The sequence below is a fragment of the Thermoplasmata archaeon genome (assembly GCA_038874435.1).
In the GTDB taxonomy this organism is placed as follows: Archaea; Thermoplasmatota; Thermoplasmata; order Lutacidiplasmatales; family SKW197; genus SKW197.
In genome coordinates this window covers 1-26,787 of sequence record JAVZCK010000009.1, presented here as the reverse complement: position 1 = coordinate 26,787, position 26,787 = coordinate 1, and the positions used below count along the sequence as shown (strand labels likewise).

Below are 26,787 nucleotides of genomic sequence, written 5' to 3'. Positions count from 1 at the left end.
CCATTATATGTAGAAATGAAGTGGAAGATCAAGACGGTGCTTGTGGTGTTATTGATGCTCTCGCTCACCGCAGGAGTTATGAGCATTCAGTATGGAAAATCACCTGGTGCAAATACAAATACGACAATCTCAACAAAGGATTCCATGATTCAGTTTATTGCAAGAGACATAGACGAATTTGATTATTCTACAACTCAGTATGTGCTAAACAATTCCTCAGGCACTTACACACTGCATCTCGGAAACTGGATGGGCGGTACAAAGAGGACATGGGTTACTGCGTTTGCAATTGTGAATGTGGAGCCATATCCGATTAGAGTGACTTCTGCAGAGGTTTCTGGGGAGGCAGCAAACTGGCTGAGAATCTATGCCCATGCGAACCCCACAATTCCCGTTGACAGTTCCGTGCTTCCACCAGATATTATTTGCGAGCAGAACCAGAACTTCTCACTGCTTTATAATGGAGATGGTGGTGGAAGAACTGGGGGGCAGAGTTACTGGAAATTAGCGAATGGGACTGGCTATGTGGGAAGTTATCTTGGCTACGATAACAACACTTCCTATGCTGGTGGCAAATGGCCATACAACAATGCTACCTGGGATGACAACAACAAGCTCTGGGTGTTCAATTCAAGCTCACAACACATGATAAATGACACTGCAACCTGGGGCTATGCAAACTTTGTCTGGATTGAGATTGTTTTGATTGTGCCCACTGGCGTGGAGACAAAGGACTACACTGGCACAATTAAGTTCTTCACGGAGAGTGAGACATGAGGAAAATTATTGCTTTTTTGCTCGTGCTTCTGCTTCTTCCCGTTTCCTACATTTACTTTGAGAGCCAGGGAAAGCAATATGCAAGTGCTCCCATGGATTACAAGACAAATGTAACGAAGGCAGAAACTCCAAGAACAATGTTCCTGCATGACAACACCACAGAAAGCCCACGGCTCATTGTAAATGACACGATTGGAGATAAGCCCGCAACTTACTATGAGAGCATAAAGGCAGGAGCAAATAAGACCTGGGAAATGTATCCTCCGCTGAATCAGTCACGCTATGTGGACAACATCTATACAAGGCTTTACCTTGAGCCAAGGCTTGAACTCGAGGGTTTGTTTGGGGCAGTACCTGACACTCGGGGGCTTCAGCATGGGATTTTGAATTTCAGTGGAGATGTGGGTAGTGCAAAGATTAATGGCACTTCAAGCAGTCAGGCAGGTTTCAGTGTTGCAGTCGTGGATTTGAACAACGATGGCTACGATGATGTGGTGATAGGGGCACCTTACAACAATTCCAGTGATGGAAGTAAGCCCGGATGCGGTGCAGTTTTCATCTTCCTTGGCAAGCCATACTTTGATGTGTGGAATGACACGGTGAATGCCACAGTTACAATCTGGGGAGCAACTGCAGGCGACCACTTTGGCTGGAGTGTGGCAAACGGGAGCGATTTGAACGGTGATGGGGTCTATGACCTCATAGTTGGTGCTCCAGATAATTCTTCAAGCAAAGGAAGTGTCTATGTTTTCTTTGGAAACACAACCTGGGACAGAAACTCAACAGCCCAGCACTTTTATGAGGCCTGGAGGGACAGCAACGGCACATTTGTTGGCGAGAGCCCGGGAGATAAATTTGGCTGGAGTGTGGCTGGCTGTGGGGATGTGAATGGCACAGGAAACTACGGTGATTTTGTGGTTGGTGCACCAAATGCTACTGTCGGCTACGCAGCAAATGCAGGCAAGGCCTATGTGTTTCTCGGCGATGGCGTTTCCATCTGGTCTCCAACAGTGCCAATCTCAGCAACCAATGCAAACCTCACACTGAAGGGCGAAATCAAGGCGAATGAGTTGTTTGGATATTCTGTAGCAGGAATAGGGAATACGAATGGCGATGCCTGGAACGACTTTGTTGTCGGTGCACCTGGAAGGAACAAGGCCTATGTGTATAACGGCGACCCTGGCATCAGGGACCCACAGACAGGGAGTTACAATCACACTACTGTGGTGGATTTCAACGCTCAGTTCAAGTATAATGTGAATGTCACAACCATTGACTCAAGCGATGGTGATGTAATACTTGCAGATGTGGGACACGGGACACACACCCATATTGGGTTAGCCAGTGTTAATGGGAGTGTGGATGTAGTTGATGAAATCACAACTTCAGGCAGTTATCTTGACACGCAGGTAGTTGATGGTGTGGGCTGGAATGTGACCGAGGCAGGCACGAAAACATTTTTCGCAAGCAGTGAAAAAACAAAAACAGGTGTTAGAACGAACGACTATGCCGCCACTTTTTCCTCAGACAATACCTACGAGCAGTTAACAGAACTTCAGATAAACTCAGGAATCACTGATACTCTTATCACATATGGGGAATACACATATACTCCTCTTGACTATTCTGTATGGGATGGCAGTGGTTGGGGTTCTGAAACACCGGATGGCACATTTGCAGCCACAATAGAAAATGTGCGTGCAAAATCAAACCCGGCGAGGAACGAAATTGTGGTGAGTGCAGTGGCTGGAGACAACACAGCACCATCTGAAATCTGGGTGAATGTCTGGAACGGAACCACGAACACATGGTACACTCCAAGAATAGTAACTGACTATGCTTATTACGTACCTGCCTACAGACAACACGATATAGCGTTTGAAACCCTGAGTGGGGATGCAATTATTTTCTACTCTGGCGGGCCAGGACCAACAATTTACTACCAGATATGGAATGGCACTGCCTGGAGTGAACCAAACTCTTATACATTATCCACAATTACCGGGAATATTTACTGGATAGAAGCTGCCTCAGACCCTTACACTGATGAGATTGCTCTTCTGGTTGCGGACTCAAACAGTGATGCAGCAGGAATAATCTGGAATGGCACGAATTTCTGGAGTGAGCAGTTACTCACACAAACACTTTCAATAGCGACTGAGCAATGCCATGATGTGGTCTATGAATCAATTTCAGGATACGCCATGTTTGTTTGGGGCGTGGGCACAAACATGAATTCGAGAAGATGGTTGAATGGTTCCTGGGAGGCGCCTTTAACAGCTGTGAATGTCGGGGGCACATGCAACTGGTTTTCCATAAAGGCAGACCCGTTGAGCAACAGATTGGTGGTTGTGAGCGTGGATGGTTTGACTGATTTGAACACGGTGCGGTGGAGTGGGAGTAGCTGGACACTGGACACAGAACATGATGCCAGTGTAGAAACCAATGCTGGGAGGTGTGCAGACGCAGTGTTTGAGACGCAGTCAGGACATGCTGGCCATATAATATTGGTATATGGGGATAGTACCAACACGGTTTACAAGCACTGGGACGGAACAAGCTGGAGTTCACCTGTAAACCTTCCAAACTTGCCTGCAGGTGACACATTTTGGTCGCAACTCAGGTGTGATGCAAACGGACTCATATTTTATGCAGAATGCGAAACAGATTGGTACCTGAACACCTGGACATGGGATGGTTCGGCATGGACCTGGAGAAAGACCCACAGCACATCATTAAGTCAGTATTCGAACCCCACAGAAGCATTTATGCTTGCACCGAGCCTTTCTTTGAAGCCGGGAAGCAGATTGGAGCACAAGTGGAATTTCTCATTGAACACTGGTGGAGTTTCAACAAGGACACTTACTTTCTATGTTAAGGCGTATAAAACCTCAAATTCAGAGAATGACAATTTTGTGTTCTATTATTCCCCAACAGGAGAAGGAGAGGTAGGGAGTAGTGGTTGGACCCAGATGGTTACGGTGACCAAGACCTCAGATGATGGACTCTACCAGAGCTTCAGCATTGGCAGTTACAGTAGAGAGTATATATGGGTAGGAGTAAAGGATACAGATAGGACTGTTGGCAACAACAATGCAGACACACTTTACATCGACCACATGTACATCAATGCCACAATCACCCCCATGTTTTCAGTTGTGTTTAAATTCAGTGGTTTAACAGCATCATACACTTCCATGAGATTGAACTTCACAGGTTATCGAGGGAACCTGTCTTCAATGGAGACAGATGACGGAATCTCATTCGAAATATGGAATGAAACCCAGAAGAGATGGATAAACGACACGGGCATTAGTGCTTTCTGGAATGATGGTTTTGTGAATGCTACTTACCTCTCTACGAATACCTGGATTTACCAGAACATCACAAATGGAAATCTGTATGTGAGAATCCGCAACTGGAATGTTTCAAGCGATACTGCAGATTGCTGGCTCTGGATTGACTTTTTCGGGATTGATGTAAATTCCGCAAGCGCAAGGTTCGCAGATTATGGAGTACTCACCCAAAAATCGCCAGCAACCACGACGAACCCAATTTTGAGCGCTATGGCAACATGGAGTGACTCTAATGCTCTCGGTATCCGCTACTTTAATAGAACCATAATTACTCAGGGCGATTACATAATGCAGAGACCATTTGGGGGTCTGAATTACAATGCAATGAGAATGCAGCTCATTATTCCACAGTCGGACCTTCTCTCTTACGGAATAGTGGACAAAATCTGGTTCCATGCAGACGCTACAGATTCTGATGGTGACGGAGTGATTGCATCGTTAAATAACTTCAAGGTATATCTTTGTCATACGAAAAGGTCGCCAACTGCAGTTTCAAGCGTGTTTGAAGATAATTACGGTGGGAATACACCAATGCTCGTGTTTTCTGCCCAGTCCTTCTCTTTCAAGGAGGATGGAACCTGGCAGGCAATCGACTTGGACGACATATTCTGCTATGATAATGTGAGCAATCTGTTGATTGAAATAAGGTGGAGTGGAGATAACGGTGTGATTGCAAGGGCCGTAGGAGATGATAATTACCCAACGGTTGCACCTTACCAGTTTGTGTATTCTGGCTGTGAATCAAATAAAACCGGTGTGGTTCTTACATTCCAATATGACCTGGGCTTCAATTTCACCCTGCCAAAAAACCTGAGGGTCTCGCTCTCACGGGACAACGGAACCACATGGTATGAGGTCCAGAACGGAGTGGAATTTTACTTTACAGGCACAGAGAGTGTTCAGAACAAAATCAAGTATAGGTTGGAATTCTGGTCGCAAAATCTTTCAAGAAACGACTCAGCAATTCTTCATTGGATTAACATTTCTTACAATGCAAATGTGGACACAGGAAAAACCCCTCTGATTGGTGACCCAAATACAAAATTTGGTTTTTCAACAAGTGGCTTTACTGACTTCAACGGAGATTCCAATGGTGATGTAATAGTCGGTGCGCCTGGCCCACCAGCAATTGACTACAAGTATGTAACTTCCAATTTTACCATTGCAGGTACCATTACAGGTTTTCTCAATGCTACTGATGACGATGCAGACAATGCAACGCTCGCAGAACAGTTTGTATCACAGTCGAGTTTTCCCTCAAATCACGAATTCAATACGAGTGCAGATGGCTGGACTAGCGCAAGGAGTGGGGGCGATGATGTAGCAATCACAAATGCCTATGACTCCACATACGGTAATCCTGCTGGTGCAATATATACTCGCTTAGAGCGAAGGTGGACTAATTTTGAGACAAACGGAATCGGCATCTGGGAGGCACAGTTTAATCACTATCTTGGACAACCGTTAACCGCAACCTTGGAGTTTTCCAAAAGGGTTTCCCAATGGGGTGCAGCAGGTACTGGACCAAGATATTTCAAAGTGAGTGTGGTGGCACCCAACAGTACAGAGCTTGTGATTTATCAAAGCACCACAATCACAGGAACTGATGCGTCATGGGTTAAAATTAGCCAGACAATTTCCTCTCTTTCCTTCTTTCAGGAAGTGGGTACATATACACTGAGGATTACTACATATTTAAGCTTGGCCGCATCAAATCGTGCAATCTATCAACGTGTCAACTATGACAACATCTTCCTTAATCTCACTTTTAATCCAACGCATGTTCTGGACATAGAATTTACTACGAGTGATGTACGTCCCTCCTCTGACTTTTATCTTGAAATTAACTACACAGCAAGCGGGGAGGACTTCTATCTCTACATCTATAATGGAAGTGCCTGGAACAAAAGAGTCACCCTTTACAAGACGCCAGGAATCTACACTGTCTATACCTACACTTTACTTTTCGAGGAATGGAATTATGGGCTTGTCAGAGTGAGATTTACGGATAGCGAGACCAGTGGGGATACTGTTAAGAACTATCTGAACATCTCTTACTTCAGAATCCGATACAACTCTGCAGGCAATACCTACTTGTACTATGGCAATTATCTATCAAATGAGACCCGGATTTTCCATGATGAACTTGGCGATTTTACATCTGCTGAAAACTATACAGACCTGGAACTTACAGGTGGCAACATTTCACTCCTCAAGACAGATGCAATAAACGATGAGTTCGATTCAGATACACCAGGTGGAAATCCTACTGGTTGGACGCTCACAGAAAACCCGCCAAATGAGAACATTTTCGTGGTCTCCAATACATCCTATCCCTCTGGTGGAAACAGTGTGGCAATTTATGATAATCTTACTACTAACAAACCCGGTTCAGACCAGGGTGTGTGCATGTACAAAACATTTTCCCCCTTAAAACAGGGTGTGGTTGACCTCTGGGTGAATCACACAAGTGGACAGATATACCTCTTTATGTTTGCCTCTGGCTACAACCCCACATACCCTGTTATTGAAATTGTGCTCTACGGCTGGATTTCAGCATACAACGGCTATGGTTGGGTTGACATGGACTCATATACCCTGAACACATGGTGGAATCTCAAGATTATATTCAATTCTGATACGGACACCTACAATGTATATAAAAATGGGGTTTTAATCGGCGAAAACATAACATACTTTAATGACTATGGTGCGTTGGACACACTTTCAATAGAAACATGGGATACTACAACCTGCATAGGTTATGTGGATTCAATAAATGTTTATAGTTACAAAACTAATGGGGTACTCTACTCTCAGGAAATTTCTGGTCCTGACTACATTTACAATGTGTTCACATACTGGAATGCCACAAAGCCAGCATACACCTACATAAATGTGTCAGTATCCAGAGACAATGGAAATACATGGGCTCTGGTCTCAAACAACTCAACATACTGGTTCACAAACAACGAGCCTGAAAACAAAATCTTCAGATACAGGATTGAATTGGGCACATCCCATGCTGCCTACACCCCTACCCTCTACAACATCACCTTCTCCTTTAACCGTTCCAGAATGGGGGTGATTATCACAGGCAATGTGTCGCTTGAGGGCTTTGGCTTCTCTGTTTCAGGAGGCGGAGATTTTGATAACGATGGTTACAGGGACATTTTGCTGGGTGCACCTTATGCAGCTAATAATCGTGGAAACATCTATGCCTTCTATGGTTCACCAAGTTGGACCTTCCAGACCCATCTCTATGCTACCTATGCAGACATCACATTTGAGGGTGAGAATACTGGCGATATGTACGGATACTCTGTCTATGGCAGAGTAATCCACATCACAAACAACACAACTGGAGAATGGTACAACGAAGTTCTCTGCGGTGCCCCGCTCTGGGACGACCATGGCACAAATTGTGGCAGGGTTTACCTCTACATAGCCAGGGGCTTGCCATATGTCAATGTTACCTGGTGGTTTTATGATGTAAACAGCAATGCAAATGTGGAGATTGGTTACTGGAATCTTGGAAGGGTGGGAAGAACTGGATGGTGGAATGGCACAGCCAATATCACAAATCCACAAACTGTGGAAGCAGGTGTTGCTATAAACATGACTATCAATGTTACTTCCCCGACAGGGCATGCCAGTGTGAGAGTTTACTATGACTCTGTTGAGAGATGCTCAGGCTACACCTTCATGCCCGGTGGCGCTGGCATGGCCGAAACAGAGTGGGTAAAGGTGAAGAAGAACGGAGTACTTAGCAACAGCTACATTACCACCTTTACCGCCTCTGACTCTCTCTACATTGTTGCTAACATCTCTGTCGTGCCTGGCTACAATGTATCTGAAGTTAAAGCAGCAATTATAAGAGTAATCAACGACACTTCAGGTGCTGTGGTTCTTGAAAACCAGACCTTGATAAACCCGGAAACGACAGGCACCAATTACAAGATTTTCGTGCTTTACGATGTCGCCCATTCATGGCCAGCAGGGCTCTACAAAATTGAAGTGGATGCTCAAGATAGCAATGGAGCTACGGACTATGGCAGGCGATTTGCAAACAACAAGGTGTGTTACATTTACATAACTGGGTGAGCTACTGTTGCATGGACTTCAATGTGCTATTCTGATTTATGAAAGTGCGGAAAAGGCTTGTTCTGGATGGCGAGGTTCAGGGTGTTGGTTTAAAGACATATGCAAAAATGCTAGCACTCAAAATGAAATTAAAAGGTTGTGCCCGCAACCTTGAGGATGGAACTGTGGAGATTTACATAGAGGGGGAGCAGGAGAAGATCGAGAAATTTAAGGCAATTCTGCAATCAGAGCAAACCAGGAGCTTTGGGATAATTGTAGAAAGCATCATAGAGTTTGATGAAGGTTCTGAGGGCTTTGGCACACCACCAGAGTATAAGGGTTTCAAAATAATTTATGATTACAAAGTGGAGCCTGCAATGGAGGAATTGCTTGAAAACATTAAGATGATTGTGCTCGGGAGACAGGAATTGAAAGCAGAAATTAGACGCTGGCAACAAAATGCTGGCTGAGAAAATAGATTCCATGCATACAGACATGAACGAGCGGTTTGACAGGATAGCGGCGAAACAATGGGTGTTGAGTGAAACCCTTATTGGCTTTGTGCAGGAATTCAGGAATTTCAATGCAAAACTGGATGAACACAATCAAAAGCTTGATTTGATTCTGGAGAAACTTGTAAAACTTGAGGAAATGAAGCCCTAAACATACTTTTTCCAGCCAGCTGCAATAACTTCCTCGTAGATTTTCAGCATTTCCCTTGCACTTCTTTCAATGCACCCCTGCTCCATCGCAAATTTTCTGCCATTCTCCTTCAATCTCTCCCTTAAGCCAGCATCTTTCTGCAGTTCTCTTACAACACTTGCAAGTTGCTCTGCATCACCTGCATGAAACACCATTCCATTCTCTCGATGCTTCAAGAATTCGGTTATGCCACCCGCATCCGTGCCTACAGCCACAGCACCGCAGGCCATTGCCTCAATGAGCACGATTCCAAAAGTGTCAGCAAATGATGGCAAAACAAAAACATCGGTTGCTGCAAGTAGGCCTGGCTTTTTTTCCTCCTCCACAAAACCCAGAAATCTCACATTTGTAAGTTTTTTTCTGGCTATATAATCTTTCACATTCTTTTCCTCAGGCCCTGTGCCACCAATAAGAAACACCGCATCTCTGCACCGCTCTGCGCACTCAAGGAATGTGTAAATTCCCTTGTCCTTGGTTAAACGGCTCAAAAATGTGACCACAAAACTGTCCTTCAGTCCCAACTCTTTCCGAGCATCAAAACTACCAATCTTGCCAGTAAGTTTTTCCAAATCTGGCAATGTCCACACTACACGAATATTCGTCTTGAATGGCTTGATTGCAGAGCCATGAATGAAATCCCTCACAACCCTGCTCGGCACGGTAAGAGCATTGCAACGCCAGTAAATCCCTAACGAGTATCGCCAGCCCATTGCCACAAAAGCCCTGTTTGCAAGGAAACTTTTCACGCTCTTGCTCATGTCCTTTATGTTTGTGTGAAAGCTTCCCACTGTCGGCACCCTCAGAGCCCTTGCCGCCAGAAATCCTGCAGAGCCAACCGCAAATGGGGTATGAATATGGACAACATCTGGCCTGAATTTTTTCAGCATAGTAAAAGCATGATAGTAGGGAAAAACAGCCATTTTATACTGGCGATAGAAGGGCACTGTCACTGAGCGATGCCTGTGCACCCCTTTCTCAGCCCCTCCTTGACTTGCTGTGAACACAATTACTTCATTTCCAAGTTTTTCCAGTGTTTTTTTGAGCGAAGCCACATAGGTGGCAACTCCATCTGTTGTGGGTGGATAGGTCTCTGTGAACATTGCAATTCGCATTCAGCCCACCAGTTTTCTCACTTTTTCAAGCAACTTTTCTGGGTTCTCAGCAATCAAGCGTATCATCGGCTCCTTACCCACATCTCCAGTATCGTAAATCAAGTCAGGCACTCTGCCTGCATTTTTCACAGCCATCTCAGTGCCCCATTCCATTGTGCCTTGTCCCGGCTCTCCAGTACTTCTGGAAAAACTGCTCACAACAAAACCAAGATGTTTTGCCTTTGCAACGGTCTCAGGAGCATACCGCAGATTCATTGCACATCTTTTTTCTTTATCAAACTTCATCAAGGTGAGAATTATGCGGGGCACATGGTCTCCAGCACCAAATTTCACGCTCCTGCGAACCCTCGGGCCCTCAGTGGTTTTCACAATTCTCCCGTCAATTGCACACACATCCTGCTTTGTCCTTGCCTCTGGCAGGGCAAAACCAATGTTTATGCCGACCTCTGGAATGTATTCGTTCTTCAACACACTCAGAAACTCTGGAAGTCTTTCAGAGAGTGAGATATAGGTCTGCCATCTCTCCGCATCTTTGCTTAACAGCCCTGCAGGATTCAGCCAGTACTTTCTACCTGCAAATTCTGCATGTTCAATGAGCATTGTCATCATTTCCTTGCTTTTTCTTACAGTGTCAACCAAATCATAGCCCTTTGCTAAATTTGCTGCAATCAAGCTAGAGAGCATACAACCTGTGCCTCTAAGTGCTTTATCTTTTTTCTCTGCCCTGAATACATGGAGTTCTCCCTTCCATGCAAGAAAGTCAGTTGCGTTCAGATGCCCGCCTTTGAGCAAAACCCCAGAACCAAGTTTTTTGTGCAGTTCAAGACAAGCAATTCTCGCATCATCCTCAGTCCTTATCTTTACACCCAGCAAAAGCTCTGCCTCTGCTACATTAGGGGTGATGAGCAATGCCTTCGGTGCAATCTTTTTTGCAAAGCACTCAATTTCTTGTTTTGTCGCAAAAAGATGGCCAGAAGTAGAGAGGAACACAGGGTCTGCAATAATAGGCAGGTTTGGAGGCAGTAAATTTGCTACAATCTCAGTGTTTTGCCCGAGCATCCCGAGTTTTACAGAGGATGGCTGCTCACTTAACCCGACCTTAACTGCCTTTTCAACCGTCTCTGCAGCTACAGGAATCACATCCACTACTGCCTCTGTGGTTTCGATTGCGTAGTTCACGACTACGGGCAAGGGCTGCACACCAGTGGATGAAATTGAATTAATATCAGCTCCAATTCCCGAAAATCCCGAGGTATCCAATGAGGAAATGCAGAGCACTTTTCTTATTGGTTCCATGTGAATTCAGAAATCAGTTGGGCATATATTACTTTCTACACCTTCATCAGGTCTGACCGAAAGGTAAATATATTATTAAAGCCATTACATACAGCGTGAACATCAGGGCAGGATACTTTACATTGCTAACTGCAGCAGTTCTAGTTATTTCAGTCCTTTTTATCCCTGCCTCCTCGGGCTCTCCACAAACAGAATTGGACTTAATAGTAGAGAATAGCACGACAGTTCAGATAAATTCGGATTATGTGCTTACTGGCAACATTCACATAAAAGATAATGGTGTGCTTATAATTTCCTATTCGAAATTTACAATCCTCCAAGCACACGACCACCAATATTCTGTAACAGTAGAGGGTAACGGAAGATTGTTTGTGCTTTATTCCACAATCTCCTCAAATGCCAGATTAAACATAGTTGTGAAAGGGAATTCCACCCTTCTATTGGACTCATCAAAGTTAAGTTACAGCGGGAACCTCACACATATATCTCAGAACACTTACTCTCAGATTTTGAATTCTAGTTTGTGTGGTCTGAACGCAACCTTTGGCGGTGTCGGTCTCACAATAAAAAATACGACGATTTTGTCTAGCTTCACGATTTTAGAGGGAAGTACTGTTCTAATCGAAGATAGCACCATCAACGAAGCGATTGTCACATCAGGACTTACAAAGCTCTATGATTCCATGATTCCCAATTTTTCCGTAACTAATGATGGAAGGGCTGAGATTTACCGCACATTATGGGTGAGTGTAAAAGATAAAATTAAGCAGGAGATTCCAAATGCAAATCTAGATGCCTACAGAAATTTGGAGGGAGACACCAGTACCTTGGTAGCCCATGGAAAAACAGATGAGAATGGGAATTGTAATCTCTCACTTTTAACAGAAACATATGATGCTGCAACATATGAGGGCTCTCACTTCTTTGGTAACTACCTGATAACGGCATCGTTCGGCAACATTAACGCTTCTGCATCAATTAGCTTTGAACCATACGAAATGAGTTCTGGAGCTGGAAAAACAATTGAAGTAACCTTTGAGGAGATTGTTATGGGCGACCGTATTCTTTCATCGTCGCCATTAGACCTTCATCTCGTAGGAAACCAGACGTTGATAATTGAGAATAACTCTGAAATCGGCTTCAAACTGGAGGGGAATATATTGCTTGAAAACAATGCTTCCCTTCACATTACAAATTCTAGTGTCTTGTTCTTCTCCCGCATAATTTCTCTGAAAGACAGCAGCATGCTTATTATAGATAACTCAACACTCATTTCCTCTACTACGATATACATTCAGGATAGAGCATCTGTAGTTTTGCAGGAAAGCACAGCGAGTATCCAGGCAATTGTAGGATTGAAGGGCAATCTGACGATGGAAGGCACAAGAGTGGATGGCAGCATTTATACCCTGAACACAAACATCCTTGCGCATAATTCTGAGGTTCAAGGTGATAATATAGAAGTGGCTACAAGCGAAAATGCAAGTGTGAGTTTTGAGAATGCAGTACTGAGAGTTAAAAATACCTCGTTCACCATTGCAAAACCAGACAAATTCAATTTCGTGAATGTATCAACTAATTCTATTGAATTTCACTCTAACGATCAACTCACTGTCTACAATCTGACCTATACCCGAATTTACACAGACACGCTCTTAGAAATTTACAATTTCCTAGAAGTCCATGCCACAAACGGGAACAATAGAAGTGTAGCCAATGCTACAGTAAAGGTCTACCGATACGAGGGCTCGGCTCTCGCAGAAGTGGCAAATGGCACGACTGGTGTGGATGGAAAAGTTACATTTCCGCTGCTGAGCAGTAAGATAACTGGCTCTTCTGTAATATTTGTGGGCAACTACCGACTTAGTGTAATTTACAACGAGCTTGCACTTAATCTGAGCATTGCTCTCACTACCAGCAAAACTCTCGTAGCCCATTTTGTGCATCCAATTGTGCCTCCATTTGAGATACAAATTCAACCAAATCTACCAACAACAGGACACATAAACGAAACAATTACTGTAACTGGAACCGTGTTGTATAATCATGGCCCAGAAGTTGTTGCTAATGGAAGCTTGCAAATAACAATTGTGGAAACTGGTGAGTTTTGGAACACGACCACTGATGCGAATGGAAAATTTAGCATTTTGATTAATCTCCCGCTGAAACTCGGAAATTACACTGTGAGGATTGTTTGCTTCGAGAAAGAATATGGCCTATCCAACGCAACTATCTCATACATAGATGTTGTACCCTACACCCAAACCCAGTCAATATGGGAACAACCAACAGTGGTTTACGGTACCTCAACACTTGTTGTTGTATTAATTCTGGGATTGATTATCATCGCTGTTAGATACATCAACAGAAAAAGAGTTTATTATCCGGTCTCGCACAGAAATGAGAGTGAACTTGTGAAGTGGGCTGTAGAGACGATGCACAGGAGCAAGGAGAAGTGAAACCATGGCAACTTTTAAATGTCCTGTATGTGAAAGTGATGTAGACGAAAATGCCTTGAAATGCCCTGTTTGTGGGCTAGAGTTTAAGCAGGAGGAAAAGAAGGATATCACAGGACTTGCAGAGTTGGAGGAACTTGAGCAATTGGTGGAGGGGGAAGCACCAAAGGAAGATGTGACACCTGCAGAGAGTGATGAAGCAGTGGCGGAAATGGAATCGTTGATAAGCGATGAAAAAGCCCAGATTGAGAACATTGACGCAGTTGAAAGCATTGTGGACGAGGAGCTTGGGGAAGAAAAGTATGCTGGTGATGAAGCGGTCTGTCCAGTTTGTTATGGGACAGTAAGCGCTTTTGCAGAAAGATGTGAGCATTGTGGTGCAGAGTTTGCACCTGAAAGCAGATGTGGTTTTTGCGGAGAGATTGTGGAAAGTGATGCAATATTTTGTCCTGCATGTGGGCACTCATTAATTGAAGATGAATCAATCTGTCCCAAATGTGGCGAAATTGTAGGAATTTCTGAGACAAAATGTCCTAGATGTGGTACAGAATTTGCTACTGATTCATTTAGATGCACGAACTGTGGCACTGCAGTCACATTAAAAGATATTGTATGTCCCAACTGTGGAACAATGTTGAAGGAAGGGGTGAAGCTCAAAGCCGAAATAATGGCACAGCCCCAGATTACCCTCCCTGCTGGTGCAACTCCTGTGGCTGTGGCTGCGGCCCCTGTAGCTGTAAGTGCTACGCCAGTACCTACAGAAACCGTCATAAAGATTGAGAGCGTGAAGATTGGCTCGCCCCTTGAAAGGGAAGAGCCCATGGATGTTATTTCTGCTGGAACCCCTGCGGCTACCGCGGCAGTCTCTCAGGCAGCACAATCCGCACCTGCGCAGGCAGCCCAGCCCGTGGATAGAGCGCTACTTGCGGCGTTCAAGCAAGAAATGAAGATTCAGAGAGAACTTTATCCATTTACCGCTATTGTTGGTCAGGAGGACATGAAGCTCGCACTGATTCTCAATGCAATTGACCCAGAGATAGGTGGTGTTCTGATTCAGGGGCAGAAAGGTACAGGCAAGTCAATTTCGGTGCGAGGACTTGCAGAACTCCTCCCAGAAATAGAAGTTATTTCTGGTTGTCTATATTCATGTGACCCAAAGGACAAGGAGAAGTGGTGTTGGGAATGCAAGGAGAAATATGGTAAAGGCGATGTTGAAATTCCAGTCTCAAAAAGGCCTATAAAGGTGGTAGAGCTCCCATTGAATGCAACAGAAGACAGAGTAGTAGGAACCATTGACATCGAGAAAATTCTCACTCAGGGTTTGAAGGCATTTGAGCCAGGCATTCTTGCAGAGGCGAACAGAGGAATTTTATATATTGATGAGATTAATTTGCTTGATGATTACATCGTTGATGTTTTGCTGGATGCTGCAGCGATGGGAGTGGTAACTGTGGAAAGAGAGGCAGTAAGTGTCTCCTACCCAGGCAAGTTTATAATAGTGGGTAGCATGAACCCTGAGGAAGGTGCGCTGAGACCACAACTTTTGGATAGAATCGCACTGCAGGTGAAAGTAAAGGGTGTTGAGGACATTTTCGGAAGAATGGAAATTGTGAAGCGAAGAGAGGAGTTTAACGCAAATCCAGCCGCATTCAGAGAGAAATACAAGAGCCAGCAAGAAGAATTAAGAAAGAAAATTGAAAGGGCAAGAGAGATTTTGAAAGATGTTTCAATAACAATTGAACAACTGGAACTGATTGCAAAAATTTCACTCAGTTTCGGTGTTGATGGGCACAGAGCCGACATAATCATTGAACGCACAGCAAAGGCACTAGCGGCCTGGAACGGGCGACTGAAAGTTGAACTTGAAGATATTCTCAAAGCCGCAGAATTTGCACTTCCACACAGAATGAGGAAGCGTCCGTTTGAGGAAGAAGAATTCAGTGTCGAGAAGCTGCGCAGAGTTGTGGAAGAGTTGAGGTGATGCTATGAAGGTGGAACTTTTTTATTCACCCACCTGCCCTGATTGTCCCCCTGCAAAAAGAATTTTCAGGAAGCTGCTATCAGAGCATCCTGAGATAGAATACTTTGAAATTAATGTGAAGGAAAACAGAAAAAGGGCAGAGGAAGTGGGGATTACGCATGTGCCCACAATTCTCTTTGATGGCAAGATTGTATTTGTGGAGCATGTCACGGAAGAAGAGGCAAAGAGGGAGCTAGAAAAGAGATTAAAGGTACCAGAATAAATCTATGTCATGACTTTCCTTTTCAACCCTTTTAACAGGAGTAGTATAGGCAGGACAATCCCATTTTTTATCAAACCAGAGGTCTGTAATTGGGCAACTTTTCCCATCACAATATAGGATTGGTTTACCACATGGAGTTTGTTGTTTCATCTCTACAGAGGTGCCTCAAAGTCCTCAATGGTTAATTTGTACTCTGCATCAGAGGTAATTTTGTTCATTGCCTTGAGGGTTTCCCTAGTGAGCAGCCAGTAAATGAGTGCAAGTGCCCTTCTACCCTTGTTGTTTGTTGGAATTACAATGTCAACATAGCGGGTTTCATTGTTTGCATCGCATAGAGCCACCACAGGCACGCCAATGCTCACGGCCTCCTTCAGTGCCTGGACATCAACAGCAGGGTCTGTCAGAAGCACAACATCAGGCTCAAAGAATGTAGGAATGTTGTAGTTTGTCATTGTGCCTGGAATGTAACGTCCTGGGAAGCATTTTGCTCCGATGGTATCGGCAAACAACTTAACTGGCTTCTGTCCATACTGTCTTGCAGCAACTGCCAGAATTTTGTCTGGCTCGTAATTTGCCAGAAATTTAGCGGCTATGCGAATTCTCTCGTCAGTGTGCTGCACATCCATCACATATAGCCCATCAGTTCTCACTTTGTAGATAAACCGCTTCATATTTGCACTTTTTGCCTGTGTCCCAATGTGAACACCGGATGTCAGATACATTTCCTCATCAATCAGCAAATTCTTCTTCTTCACTTCTTCAGCCATGGTTACACCCCATAGAGTTCTTCCTCTATTCTGATAAGTTCATTGAGCTTTGCAATTCGTTCTCCACCTACAACACCTGTCTTTATACCCAGGCACCCAAAAGCAACTGACAGATGCGCAATAGCTGCATCTGTGGTCTCTCCGCTTCTGTGCGAGATAACAGTTGAGTACCCATTGTCATGGGCAAGTGAGACAGCATCCAGTGCATCGGTGAGAGTGCCTATCTGGTTTACCTTGATTAGCACTGCATTTGCGGCACCCATATTTATTCCTTTTTCGATTCTCTCGTAGTTGGTAACATAAATGTCATCACCGATGATCAGGCACTTGTCCCCTATTCGCTCTGTCAATTTTACATAGCCCTCGTAATCTTCCTCGTCTAGTGGGTCTTCCACAGAATAAAGTTCGTATTTCTCCACAAGCTTTGCGACAAAGTCAATCTGTCCTTCCTGGTCTAGAGTTTGCTCCTTATAGTGATACTTTCCTTTTTCATAGAATTCAGATGCTGCCAAGTCAAGTGCAGGATGCACTTCAATTTTCAGAGCATCCCTCACATCATTGCATGCTTCAACTAAAATTTCCAGTGCTTCTATATTCCCTAATTTTGCGACCCAGCCGCATTCATCACCCTTACCAAGGGCAACATCAGGATATTTCTTTGAAATTTTCTCTTTAACTTTCTTGTGCACCATTGCGTTTGCAAACACTGAATCAGAGAATTTCTCTCCCTGAGAGACGACAAGATACTCTTGGATATCTGTAGAACCAACTGCATGTTTACCTCCATTAAGGACATTTCCAAATGGTAAAGGCAAAGTTCTGGCAAAGGTGCCGCCCAAATAGCGGTAGAGTGGCATCCCATATTCTGAAGCGGCAGCAAATGCATTGGCCAGAGAGGTTGCAGTTGCCACATTTCCTCCCATGTTTGAGAAGTTATCTGTACCATCCAATGCATGGAGCATTTCATCTAGTTCTTCCTGAGCTGTTGCCTCCATTCCCAGAAGCTTGGGAATGTATTTTTTTCTGAACTGTTCGATTGCAAAATCAACACCTTTTGCGGGATAGGCACAAACCTCGTGCTTCCCCGTGCTAGCACCACTCGGAGCTGCACTCCTACCATAACCACCATCAAATGTGAAGATTTCTACCTCAACTGTCGGATTTCCTCTGCTGTCCAGAATTTTTCGAATTTTTATGTCTTCGATTTCGCTCATGGTTTACACCTCTTTAACCCATAGAGATTTTAGATTTATACCTTTTGGAAGTTCTCTCTGGGCTTATTCTCGCACCAGGGCCATACCATGCTGCGGTAAATACAATCTCCTTATAAATGTGTTGCATATTTTTGTTTCCTCCTCTGCCCTGCTAAGAATTACCTTTAATTACCTCTTGCATATTCCTACAACCGAGGGCAAGAATGGAAAATGACGATAAGTTGAATGAACGGAAGACAAAATCCCGAAAAAGTAAGAAAAAAAAGAAGGACAGCGATAAATTTACCGATCTGATAGAGGAATGCAGGCGGGAGATGGAACTTCATGAAAAAATGGGGGTGGAGGTTCCAGATGAAATTTGGAATGAATTCGAGGCTATAGAAGAGCAGATAGAGGAAGGAAACTACAGTGACACCGCCGAGAAGATTGCAATGCTAATGGACAAATTACGAGAAAATAAGGAAAGAGAGATAAGTGAATTTAAACAGAGGGTGAACGAAGTTCTAGGTTTTTTGAATGCACACAACATTCCCTGCGAAGAATGCGAAAAAGTTATACAACTTTTGAATGATGAGCAACTGGGTGTGGCAAAGAAGGTATGGAATGAAGTAAAGGACAGCTTGGAAAACAAAATTGTAAATCTGAAGAAAGCAATCGAGGAAGTCAGAAGAACGAAAGAGTTGATAGATTATACTGCCACGCACAAAATTGACATCACCAATGAACGGGAATCCCTTGCAAAGGCAGAGGAATCCTTGGTGCATGGGCGAGTTGAAGAGTGTTTAGAAACCCTTGTCGAGGTCAGAAAGAACTGTGATGAGAAACTAGCTATTAAGTTCAATGAAGAGGTTAGAAAGGTAGAACAGCTTGAGAGCATCGTTCCAGGTTTGAAAGAAATTATTGAGAAAAGTAAGATAGAATTTGAGAAGATGGATTACTATAATGCCTTTGGCTCGCTTGCTAGTGCATGGAGCAGCATAACCCGTGTGGATATCAACAGCTTAAAAGCCCAGGTCGCGGACCTGAAGATTCTATTAACAGAAATAAAAACCCTGGGTGGTTATTTACCACACCTGGAGGACTGTGAGAAAGAACTTGCAAAGAGAAACACGGAAGCTGCATTGAGAATAATCTCAAATGTTAGGCAAGAGACAACACCAGTATTTGAAAGAGATTTCGGTAGAATCATGAGCAGAATCCAGGCGATTTCACAAACACTAAGCGAGCATGGAATTGTGCTCAAAGAGGTAGAGGAGAGGACAACAGAGTCCGTTAATTATAAATCAAGAGGAGAATACGGAAAAGCAATTTTAACAGCACGTCTGGCACAAGAATCAGCGGAAAAAGGTGCAGGAGAAGTTGTAAGAAACATTTTGAAATCATTGAGAGAACTTGGAAAAGCAAAGGTAGTTCAGAGTGTGAGCTTCCAGCAACTTAAGAAGATTGAAGAGGCCCTTGCAGGAAATGTTCACGAGGCCCTGAAACAAGTATTTGAAATCAAACAGATTGTTGATAATGAAATTAAAAACCAAATTGAACCAATAGAGAATGAGTTGATTGCTCTTGAAAATTTGTTGCGAGACCTCCAACAGAATGGTCTTAATGTCTCTGGAGCAAACGCACTTCTTCTCAAAACACGGAGTTTCCTTGAAAGTTATCAATTTAAGTATGCTGAACAAACCCTCCATGAACTTAATACTACTGTGCAAGCACTGGTTGCAGATGCTGTCTCAACAAACTTGCCTACTCTACAGAAAGATATTCGGGCAACTGGTGATACGGCACTTGCAACACTAGCTGACGAAGTCAGCTCTGCAGTAGAAAGTGGAGATTTTTATACAGGATGGGAAAAACTCAAGGAACTCATTTTTAAAACAAGAGAGATTTCGACAAAGTCCGTGAGCGAAAGTTTAAAACAAATTTCAGACCTTATTGCAGAGTTTGGGAAGAGCGGGATTAAGTTTGTGATGCCGGAAATTTCACCTTCTGACCCACTCGCGAGAGAAAAAATTGAGAATTTTGTAAGTGTCTGTGAGGATACAATACATGAAATTTTGACTGCAAAGCTAGAAAACGCTAAGAGATTACTTGAAAATGCAGAGAGAATGGGGGTAAAGACAGAAATTGACATTGACCTGATTTCCAAGCTCAGCGAAATGCTAGGAAGAAAAATGTTCAATCTAGATTCTGCGAATTCCCTTGGGAATTTGAATGCACGGATTACAGAGGCAGAAAAGAAGCTTGCAGAAATTGCACTTAAGGAAATCGAAAAGATGGATGAGGTCCGAGAAAAAATAGTAAAGCTGGGTCTCAACACGGAGAAATATGATACTAAGGTGAATCTTGCACATGAAAGAATAGAAAAAGGAAGATTGTATGAGGCGTGGTTCGTGGCAAGTCGTGTAACTGCGGAGATGAACAAGGACCTCCACGAAAAGTTTACGAATGAACTAGAGTACACAAACAAAGTAGTAAAGGAGTTTTCAAAACTAGATGTTGATACAATTGCAATCAAGGTCGATTTGGAAAATGCAAAAATCCTGCTTACAAAAAGAGATTACATTAAGCTTAGACAATTGCTGGCAAACATTCAGGATAAACTCGGCGAATTTACAGGTTCACGGGTCAAGGAAGAATTTGCGAAATTTCAGGAATATATGGAAACCTGCATAAAATTTGAGGTCGTCCCGCAAGAATACAAAACGGTGCTTCATGGTATCCAGTCCTTGATCAATGAAAACAAAATATTTGATGCCCACATGCAAATAAAGGAAGCAAGGGAGTTCTTGGAAAGGGCAAGCAATACGGCATATGAGAATCGGAAGGCGGAAGTCAGCAAATTAATCGAGTTCGGGAAGAAACTAGAGCTTGAAAAAATGGATGTGAATTTTTCTGAAATAGATGCCATTTTCAGAGAAGACATGGTGGTCGGGCTAGAACATCTCGCAACTGTAAGGGAGAAAATACTGAAACTATTGAAGGATAGAATAGCCAGCGAGATTTCCACGATAAAAAGACAGTTTCAAGTGTGCAGGGAAAGAGGCATAAACTGCGAGAGCCAGAGTATGATGATAGATGATGCCGTGCGACTCCTCGAGAGAGGGAGAATTGAGGAGGGTTATACCCTTGTGCTGGAAGCCAAAGCATCTCTTCTTACGGTATTAGAAGATGTAATTTTAAAACGGCTTGAAGATGTGAAACCTGAAATTGAGTTCCTTAAAAAGCATAATCTTTATTCTCACTCTCTTGAGACCAAGTTAAATGATGTTCAGGACTTAATGGCGAAGAAGGATATTGCAAAAGCGTATGCTGCCTATTTTTCATTGCGAACTGAGCTGGATAGCTTGCTCAAAAGGGCACTTTCAGAGGTGATAGAGCACTATCGCAAAAAAATCCGAGAGTATGAAAACTTTGGTTTTAGATTTGACCCAGAGCATCAGATGCTTGGTGATGCTACAAAGAAAATGGAGCAAGGACTTGTTCGAGAGGCATACGAGAAAATTGGAGAGTTGGATAGAAGAATACAGGATGCTGTGAAAAGCCAGATTATTCAGATGCTCGAGGATGCAAAGGCGAATCTCCCGATAATAGAGAAGGAAGTAATGGATGCGGAGCATTTTACATCGCTCCTACAAAAAACTGCGCATTATCTTGAGGCAGGGAATCTGCTTGGAGCGATAAAAACATTGAACGAATTTAGTGAGGTTTATAGCAAACTAAAAGAGCGATTTTACGATTACATTGAAGAGATAAGGGAGAGCAACCAGATTCTCTCTGAGATGGGAATGGCTGTGCAGAATCTTGATACTGAGATTGAGACCTTTGAAAAAAGCATTGAGCAAAATAAATTCTGGGAGATTGCTCAGAGAGTAATTGAATGGCAGATTTACCTTAGAGGCGTGCTTAGGGATAGATTCCTCTGGGAAATCAACGAGGCAACGAAAGCACTGGAACAGTTGGAGAAACTGGCAGGAAAAGACGAAAAAATCTCTACCCTTCTTAAAGAAGCTGCAGTCATGGTGGAGGAGCATAGATATGGCGAGGCAAGATTGAGCATTGCAAAGGCAAAATCTGCACTTGCAGAAAGAAACCGAAATGTGTTCGAAAAGGTTTACAACGACTTAATGTTGGAAATCGAGCTTTGCAACGGTGCAGGCATTGATACTTCCCAAGCCCAGCGATTTCTTGAGAACTTCAGGGCGGAAACTGCAGCGATGAATTTTTATGCAGCGAAATGGAATTTAGATAATGCCAGAGAGGCATTAATTAAAGCGGAAGAGACCGCAGCAACTCAAGCAATTCACATTCTGTCTTCGAACCTAGAACCCTATAGCAACATATTCCCAGATGAGTTTGTGAAATTCTACAAGCAGCTTGAGCATGCTCTGGTGCTCCTCAAAGAGAAAAAATATGTAGAGTGCACTAAAGTTGCTTACAGAACCAATTTTGAGTTTACAACCGCGATTAGTGAGCAGATTAGGAGAACAATAGAATACACTAGAAAATTAATTGAGGACTTTACCGAACGTGGTGTAGACCTAGAGATTGCCAGGGCACTACTTAATGATAGCATTTATTATTTCAATTCCTCTGACTTTATCTCCGCAGTCCAGAAGGCAACCGAGGCAAGGGTTGCAGCAGAAGATTACATTAAGGTGTACATTCAGCAGCGATTTGGAGAGGTTGCAAATCTTGTGAGAGATTGCGTAGCAATGGGAATAGACACCAGAAAAGTTGATGAGGAACTTACAAAGGCGGAAAAATTGATGGAAGAGCAAAAATATATTGAGACCTATTATGCCCTTAATAGCGCCCACATAGAATGTATCACCCAAATGCAGAAAGCAATCCAGACGAAAATTTCGGAGATGGAAAAACTCGTGCAAGAATTTGTGACTAATGGAATGTTTATTCCCAATGAGGTCTACTTTTACATAGAGAGAGCAAAATACTCAACATCTTATGGACAGTTTGGCCAGGCAAACCAAGAAGTTGAGAATGCAAGGAAGATGCTGCTTGAGATTCTTGGGTCGATTGCTGCTGATCGCATTCTTGCAGTAAAAAAGATTGGAGATATGGGAATAAGCATAGGATGTCCTATGAAGAACACGCTTAAGTCCTATCATGAACTCACAGAGGCAATAACTAGAATTGAGGTTGCAAAGGCGATTGAGATATGCAGAAATATAGAACCAGATGCCTGGAAAGAACTCTACGATTACATTCAGTCAATAATATGGGAAATCAATGTCCTTATCCAGATGGCTGAAGAATATAGAATTCCCCACACTACAATCTCAGAGTCGATTTCTCAAGCTGAGATGCATGCCTCCTGGCATAACTATCCAGCTGCCTACCAGATTCTCACCAATGCCAAAAAAGTGCTTTCTGATCTTCTTTCTTCAGCCCTTGAGACCAAGCTTCAAGGATTGATGGGAGTCTTTGATGCGCTCAACGAAATTTTAGGTGCCAAGTTGGATGTGGATGAGCTAAAATTGTGTGCTAGGGACATAGAGCGAATGAAGCTGCCAGATGCACACATGCGCCTTAAGAAAATAAACGAAATTGTGGCTAGAGTGTCTTCTGAAAATGAAAAGAAACTCAGGGAATTTGTTGATGAGAAATTCAAATATGGTAAGAGTTTCGTGGATGAACTTGTGAGGATTAGAAGGGATGTTAGTGAATTACAGGGTTTGCTTGCGAAGGTTGAGGAACGCAGGATAAACAAGGACTACTTGAATGCGGCTGTGAAAATGAACCTTTTTTTGAAAACCCTTGAAAAGTTCGTAGAAATCCAATATATCAATGCTAGGGCTGACCTCGAGCAAAAATTCAGAGTGGCGAGAGAGATGGAAATAGATGTGGAGGAGAAGGAGAAGAGTTATGCATCTCTTGTTCCAGGTGCTAGAACAGTGGAAGAAAAGATGAAGGCACTTGAGATGATTATTGAATTTTCTGAGGAAATCAATAAGGAAGGGTTAGCATTTGTAGAAGCTAAGCTGAAGTCCTATCTCGAATTCAACAAAAATCTGACACCTGAGAATAGGTTGAAGGTCGATACTGTAAGAGGCCATCTTGAGAAAAAGGAAATGATTGAGGCATATGCAGCTCTTAAAACCCTAAAGTGAATTATGCTGAAGATTCCTGACCTTTATAAGGAATGTTATTCGCTTGTGCGACAAATTCCAGTTGGAAAGGTATCAACGTACGGTATGGTGGCAAAAGCTCTGGGAGATGAGATTTGTGCAAGGGCAGTGGGGCAGATGATGAGTGAGAACCCGTACTCATTTTTACGCAGGGATGTGGATGCAGAAATGCGGGTGCCCTGCCATCGTGTGGTCTATGCGGATGGAAAAATTGGCGGTTTCACTTCTGCTGGTGGTATACAAGACAAAGTTTCGTTGCTTGAAAGTGAGGGAGTTAAAATAGAAAATGGTAGGGTTACGGATTTTGAGCAAAGGGTTTTTTGCGAGTTTGTGGGCGATGAACCTCTGAAAAAACTGAGAGAGGAGCAAGAACACCTTGCGAAAAAAATCTGGCTTGATGATGATTTCACACTCAAGGATTTTGGCGTCTTGGATGTGGCATATAAAGGCAGAAAGGGTTTTTGTGCGATGGCTGTATTTGACGCCAGCGGTAAACCGACTGCCACCTTCAGGGCTACAACAGAAATTAACTTCCCTTACATTCCCACCTACCTTGCCTACAGGGAACTGCCTTTAATTTTGAAGGTGCTGGAATACTACAGGCCTTCTTTGCTATTGATAGATGGGAATGGGATTTTGCATCCAAGAAAAATGGGAATTGCCACACATGCTGGAATTGTGGCCGAGATTCCAACAATAGGTGCTGCAAAATCGTTGCTTCGTGGTGAGTTGCAAGGCGAGAAAATTTTTCTCAACAGAGAGCTTGTTGGCTACAGATGCGGTAAGTACTATGTTTCGCCTGGCCATAGAGTGAGCATTGAAAGTGCAAGAAAGATTGCGGAAAAATACCTAGATTTGATTCCTGTTGCCCATAGGGAAGCAAATAGGAGTGCAACCATCAAATAATATTCTTCAGCACATCATCTAGAATTCTCTCACAGTATTTGCATCTGTACTTTACTGGCTTTTCAGAAACAAGGACGAAATCATGTTCCACTGGCTCACCTGTGTTGCTTATGCAATTTGGATTTGGGCATTTAATGATGCCTTTTGCCCTCTTAGGCAAACTCGCTTTAATCTTCTCTTTCACTTCTCCTTTTTCAATGATGCTAATTGTGGCACCTGGGGCAATCAACGCAATCTTATCCACCTCTGACTTTTTCAACTCTCTTTCCTCAATTTTCAAAATATCTTTCCAGCCAAGCTTGTTGGAGCGAACATGAATTCCCAAGCTTACAGTGTACTTTATTTCTTGGACATCCAGACCAAGTACTTTCAGCACCTTCAGTCCCATACCCGCTGGGATGTGGTCTATAACCGTACCTTTTACAATCGGTGTAATCTTCAGCTCACGCATCAATCTCACCTCCGAGCAGAAGCAACAACAAAGCCATTCTTACAGGAACACCATTAAATGCCTGCTCAAAGTACATTGCATGCTTTGTTGCATCCACATCTGGTGAAATTTCGTTTACTCTGGGCAGTGGATGCATCACAATTGCGTGTTTCTTTGCTCGCTCCAGCATCTTTGCGTTTAGACGAAAGATGCCCGCAACCTTGTTGTATTCCTGGATGTCTGGAAAACGCTCCCTCTGAATTCTGGTCATGTAAAACACATCGCAGGTTTCAATCACATCCTCGAGTGCATTAAATTTCTGGGTTTTGGCACCCATCTCCACGAGCGGTTCTATGATGTGGTCTGGCATCTGCAGTGATTCTGGTGCAACAAAGTACAGGTTAGCATTGAATTTTGCGAGGGCATGGGCGAGAGAATGCACGGTCCTTCCATACTTCAAATCGCCAATGAGGGCCACATTTATACCTTCTAGCTTGCCAAGTTTCTCCTTTATCGTGAAAAGGTCAAGGAGTGTCTGCGTGGGATGCTGCCCTGCGCCATCGCCTGCATTAATCACTGGCTTATCAGAGAATTCAGCTGCAAGCCGTGCCGCGCCCTCATATTTGTGCCTTATCACGATTACATCGCTGTAACTGGCAAGCATTCGCACTGTGTCGGCAAGGGTTTCTCCCTTAGCCACTGAAGTTGTAGTTGCCTCGGAAAAACCAAGGCATTTTCCACCGAGACGGAGCATCGCTGATTCAAAAGAAAGTCGCGTTCTTGTGCTTGGTTCAAAGAACGCTGTACCCAGAATTTTACCATCAAGTGGTTTCACAACCTTTTTGCCTTTTGCAATTTCAACCATTTTCTTTGCGGTCAGAAGAATGTGATCAATTTCTTCGTTGCTCAGCTCCCTGATGGACACTATGTCCTTTCCGATAAAATCCTTATCCTGCATCGACATCCAAACGAAGGTATGATATAAAGATTTTCTGTGGGGCTACGTTCCTTACCATGGGTCATAAAGATTTGGGGTGCTAGTATATAAAGCAGCATGGTTCTATTCACAACTCCTAAACCTTAATTTATTTCTAAGAATTCCCTGAATAAAAACGAAGGAGGATGGGATGCATGGCAATCTCCATGGAAGAGATAGGGAAATGTGATGTGAGTCCCATTATCCAGTTGATAAAAGAGCTTAGGGTGTACAAAAGGTGGAATGTGGTGGAGCGAAGAATGGCACCGAAGGTGCGTTTTTTACTCTTGCTTTGTGCATGGCAATGCAAGACGATAATAGAA

At 43.4% G+C, this 26,787-nt stretch carries 15 protein-coding genes; 9 read left to right on the top strand and 6 right to left on the bottom strand.

All coding sequences use genetic code 11. The features are described 5' to 3' along the window. Positions 1 to 15 precede the first annotated feature (15 nt). From QXD64_04885 to QXD64_04870, 4 genes are read left to right on the top strand one after another with little or no spacing between them, the layout of a single operon-like run. Positions 16 to 777: a hypothetical protein gene (locus QXD64_04885; GenBank protein MEM3396648.1), complete on the top strand. Its 762-nt coding sequence runs from the start codon at positions 16 to 18 to the stop codon at positions 775 to 777. Continuing rightward, positions 774 to 8,237, top strand: a complete 7,464-nt coding sequence (locus tag QXD64_04880; GenBank protein ID MEM3396647.1) for a hypothetical protein — start codon at positions 774 to 776, stop codon at positions 8,235 to 8,237. The genes QXD64_04885 and QXD64_04880 overlap by 4 nt, the downstream gene beginning before the upstream one ends. Before the next feature lie 38 nt (positions 8,238 to 8,275). Beyond that, positions 8,276 to 8,686 carry an acylphosphatase gene (locus QXD64_04875; protein ID MEM3396646.1) on the top strand — a complete coding sequence of 137 codons (411 nt, stop codon included), beginning with the start codon at positions 8,276 to 8,278 and terminating at the stop codon, positions 8,684 to 8,686. Beyond that, positions 8,676 to 8,879, top strand: coding sequence for a hypothetical protein (locus tag QXD64_04870; GenBank protein MEM3396645.1), 204 nt, complete (start codon positions 8,676 to 8,678; stop codon positions 8,877 to 8,879). Before QXD64_04875 ends, QXD64_04870 begins: the two co-directional genes overlap by 11 nt. On the opposite strand, the gene QXD64_04865 is transcribed toward QXD64_04870, so the two are convergent. Both QXD64_04865 and QXD64_04860 read right to left on the bottom strand, forming a co-directional pair. Continuing rightward, the gene (locus QXD64_04865) at positions 8,876 to 10,030 is read right to left on the bottom strand and encodes a glycosyltransferase (protein MEM3396644.1); all 1,155 of its coding nucleotides are present in this window, start codon (positions 10,028 to 10,030) and stop codon (positions 8,876 to 8,878) included. The genes QXD64_04870 and QXD64_04865 overlap by 4 nt on opposite strands. Further along, positions 10,031 to 11,326: a thiamine-phosphate synthase family protein gene (locus tag QXD64_04860; protein MEM3396643.1), complete on the bottom strand. Its 1,296-nt coding sequence runs from the start codon at positions 11,324 to 11,326 to the stop codon at positions 10,031 to 10,033. 95 nt (positions 11,327 to 11,421) lie between these two features. Between QXD64_04860 and QXD64_04855 the strand changes: the two genes are divergently transcribed. Genes QXD64_04855 through QXD64_04845 form a run of 3 tightly spaced genes read left to right on the top strand, consistent with a single transcriptional unit; the run spans position 11,422 to position 16,025 of the window. Continuing rightward, the gene (locus QXD64_04855) at positions 11,422 to 13,785 is read left to right on the top strand and encodes a hypothetical protein (protein ID MEM3396642.1); all 2,364 of its coding nucleotides are present in this window, start codon (positions 11,422 to 11,424) and stop codon (positions 13,783 to 13,785) included. Positions 13,786 to 13,789: 4 nt separating this feature from the next. Continuing rightward, positions 13,790 to 15,763: a zinc ribbon domain-containing protein gene (locus QXD64_04850; protein MEM3396641.1), complete on the top strand. Its 1,974-nt coding sequence runs from the start codon at positions 13,790 to 13,792 to the stop codon at positions 15,761 to 15,763. Positions 15,764 to 15,767: 4 nt separating this feature from the next. Further along, the gene (locus QXD64_04845; GenBank protein MEM3396640.1) at positions 15,768 to 16,025 is read left to right on the top strand and encodes a glutaredoxin domain-containing protein; all 258 of its coding nucleotides are present in this window, start codon (positions 15,768 to 15,770) and stop codon (positions 16,023 to 16,025) included. A gap of 152 nt (positions 16,026 to 16,177) precedes the next feature. On the opposite strand, the gene rpsB is transcribed toward QXD64_04845, so the two are convergent. Further along, entirely contained in the window at positions 16,178 to 16,792 is a 615-nt protein-coding gene (gene rpsB / locus QXD64_04840; protein MEM3396639.1) for a 30S ribosomal protein S2, read from the bottom strand. Between the two features lie 2 nt (positions 16,793 to 16,794). Further along, the gene (gene eno / locus QXD64_04835) at positions 16,795 to 18,006 is read right to left on the bottom strand and encodes a phosphopyruvate hydratase (protein ID MEM3396638.1); all 1,212 of its coding nucleotides are present in this window, start codon (positions 18,004 to 18,006) and stop codon (positions 16,795 to 16,797) included. Positions 18,007 to 18,209: 203 nt separating this feature from the next. Here eno and QXD64_04830 point away from each other — a divergent pair, with 203 nt between their 5' ends. Both QXD64_04830 and QXD64_04825 read left to right on the top strand, forming a co-directional pair. Then, complete coding sequence (locus QXD64_04830) at positions 18,210 to 24,134, top strand: hypothetical protein (GenBank protein MEM3396637.1); 5,925 nt, start codon at positions 18,210 to 18,212, stop codon at positions 24,132 to 24,134. A gap of 3 nt (positions 24,135 to 24,137) precedes the next feature. Beyond that, a complete protein-coding gene (locus tag QXD64_04825) occupies positions 24,138 to 25,058 on the top strand; it encodes an endonuclease V (protein MEM3396636.1) in 921 nt (306 codons plus the stop codon). Here QXD64_04825 and pyrI read toward each other — a convergent pair. Together pyrI and pyrB are read right to left on the bottom strand one after the other, a co-directional pair. Beyond that, a complete protein-coding gene (gene pyrI, locus QXD64_04820; protein ID MEM3396635.1) occupies positions 25,051 to 25,509 on the bottom strand; it encodes an aspartate carbamoyltransferase regulatory subunit in 459 nt (152 codons plus the stop codon). The two genes, QXD64_04825 and pyrI, sit on opposite strands and share 8 nt — an antisense overlap. Further along, positions 25,502 to 26,452, bottom strand: a complete 951-nt coding sequence (pyrB, locus tag QXD64_04815) for an aspartate carbamoyltransferase (GenBank protein ID MEM3396634.1) — start codon at positions 26,450 to 26,452, stop codon at positions 25,502 to 25,504. The genes pyrI and pyrB overlap by 8 nt, the downstream gene beginning before the upstream one ends. Positions 26,453 to 26,787: the final 335 nt, after the last annotated feature.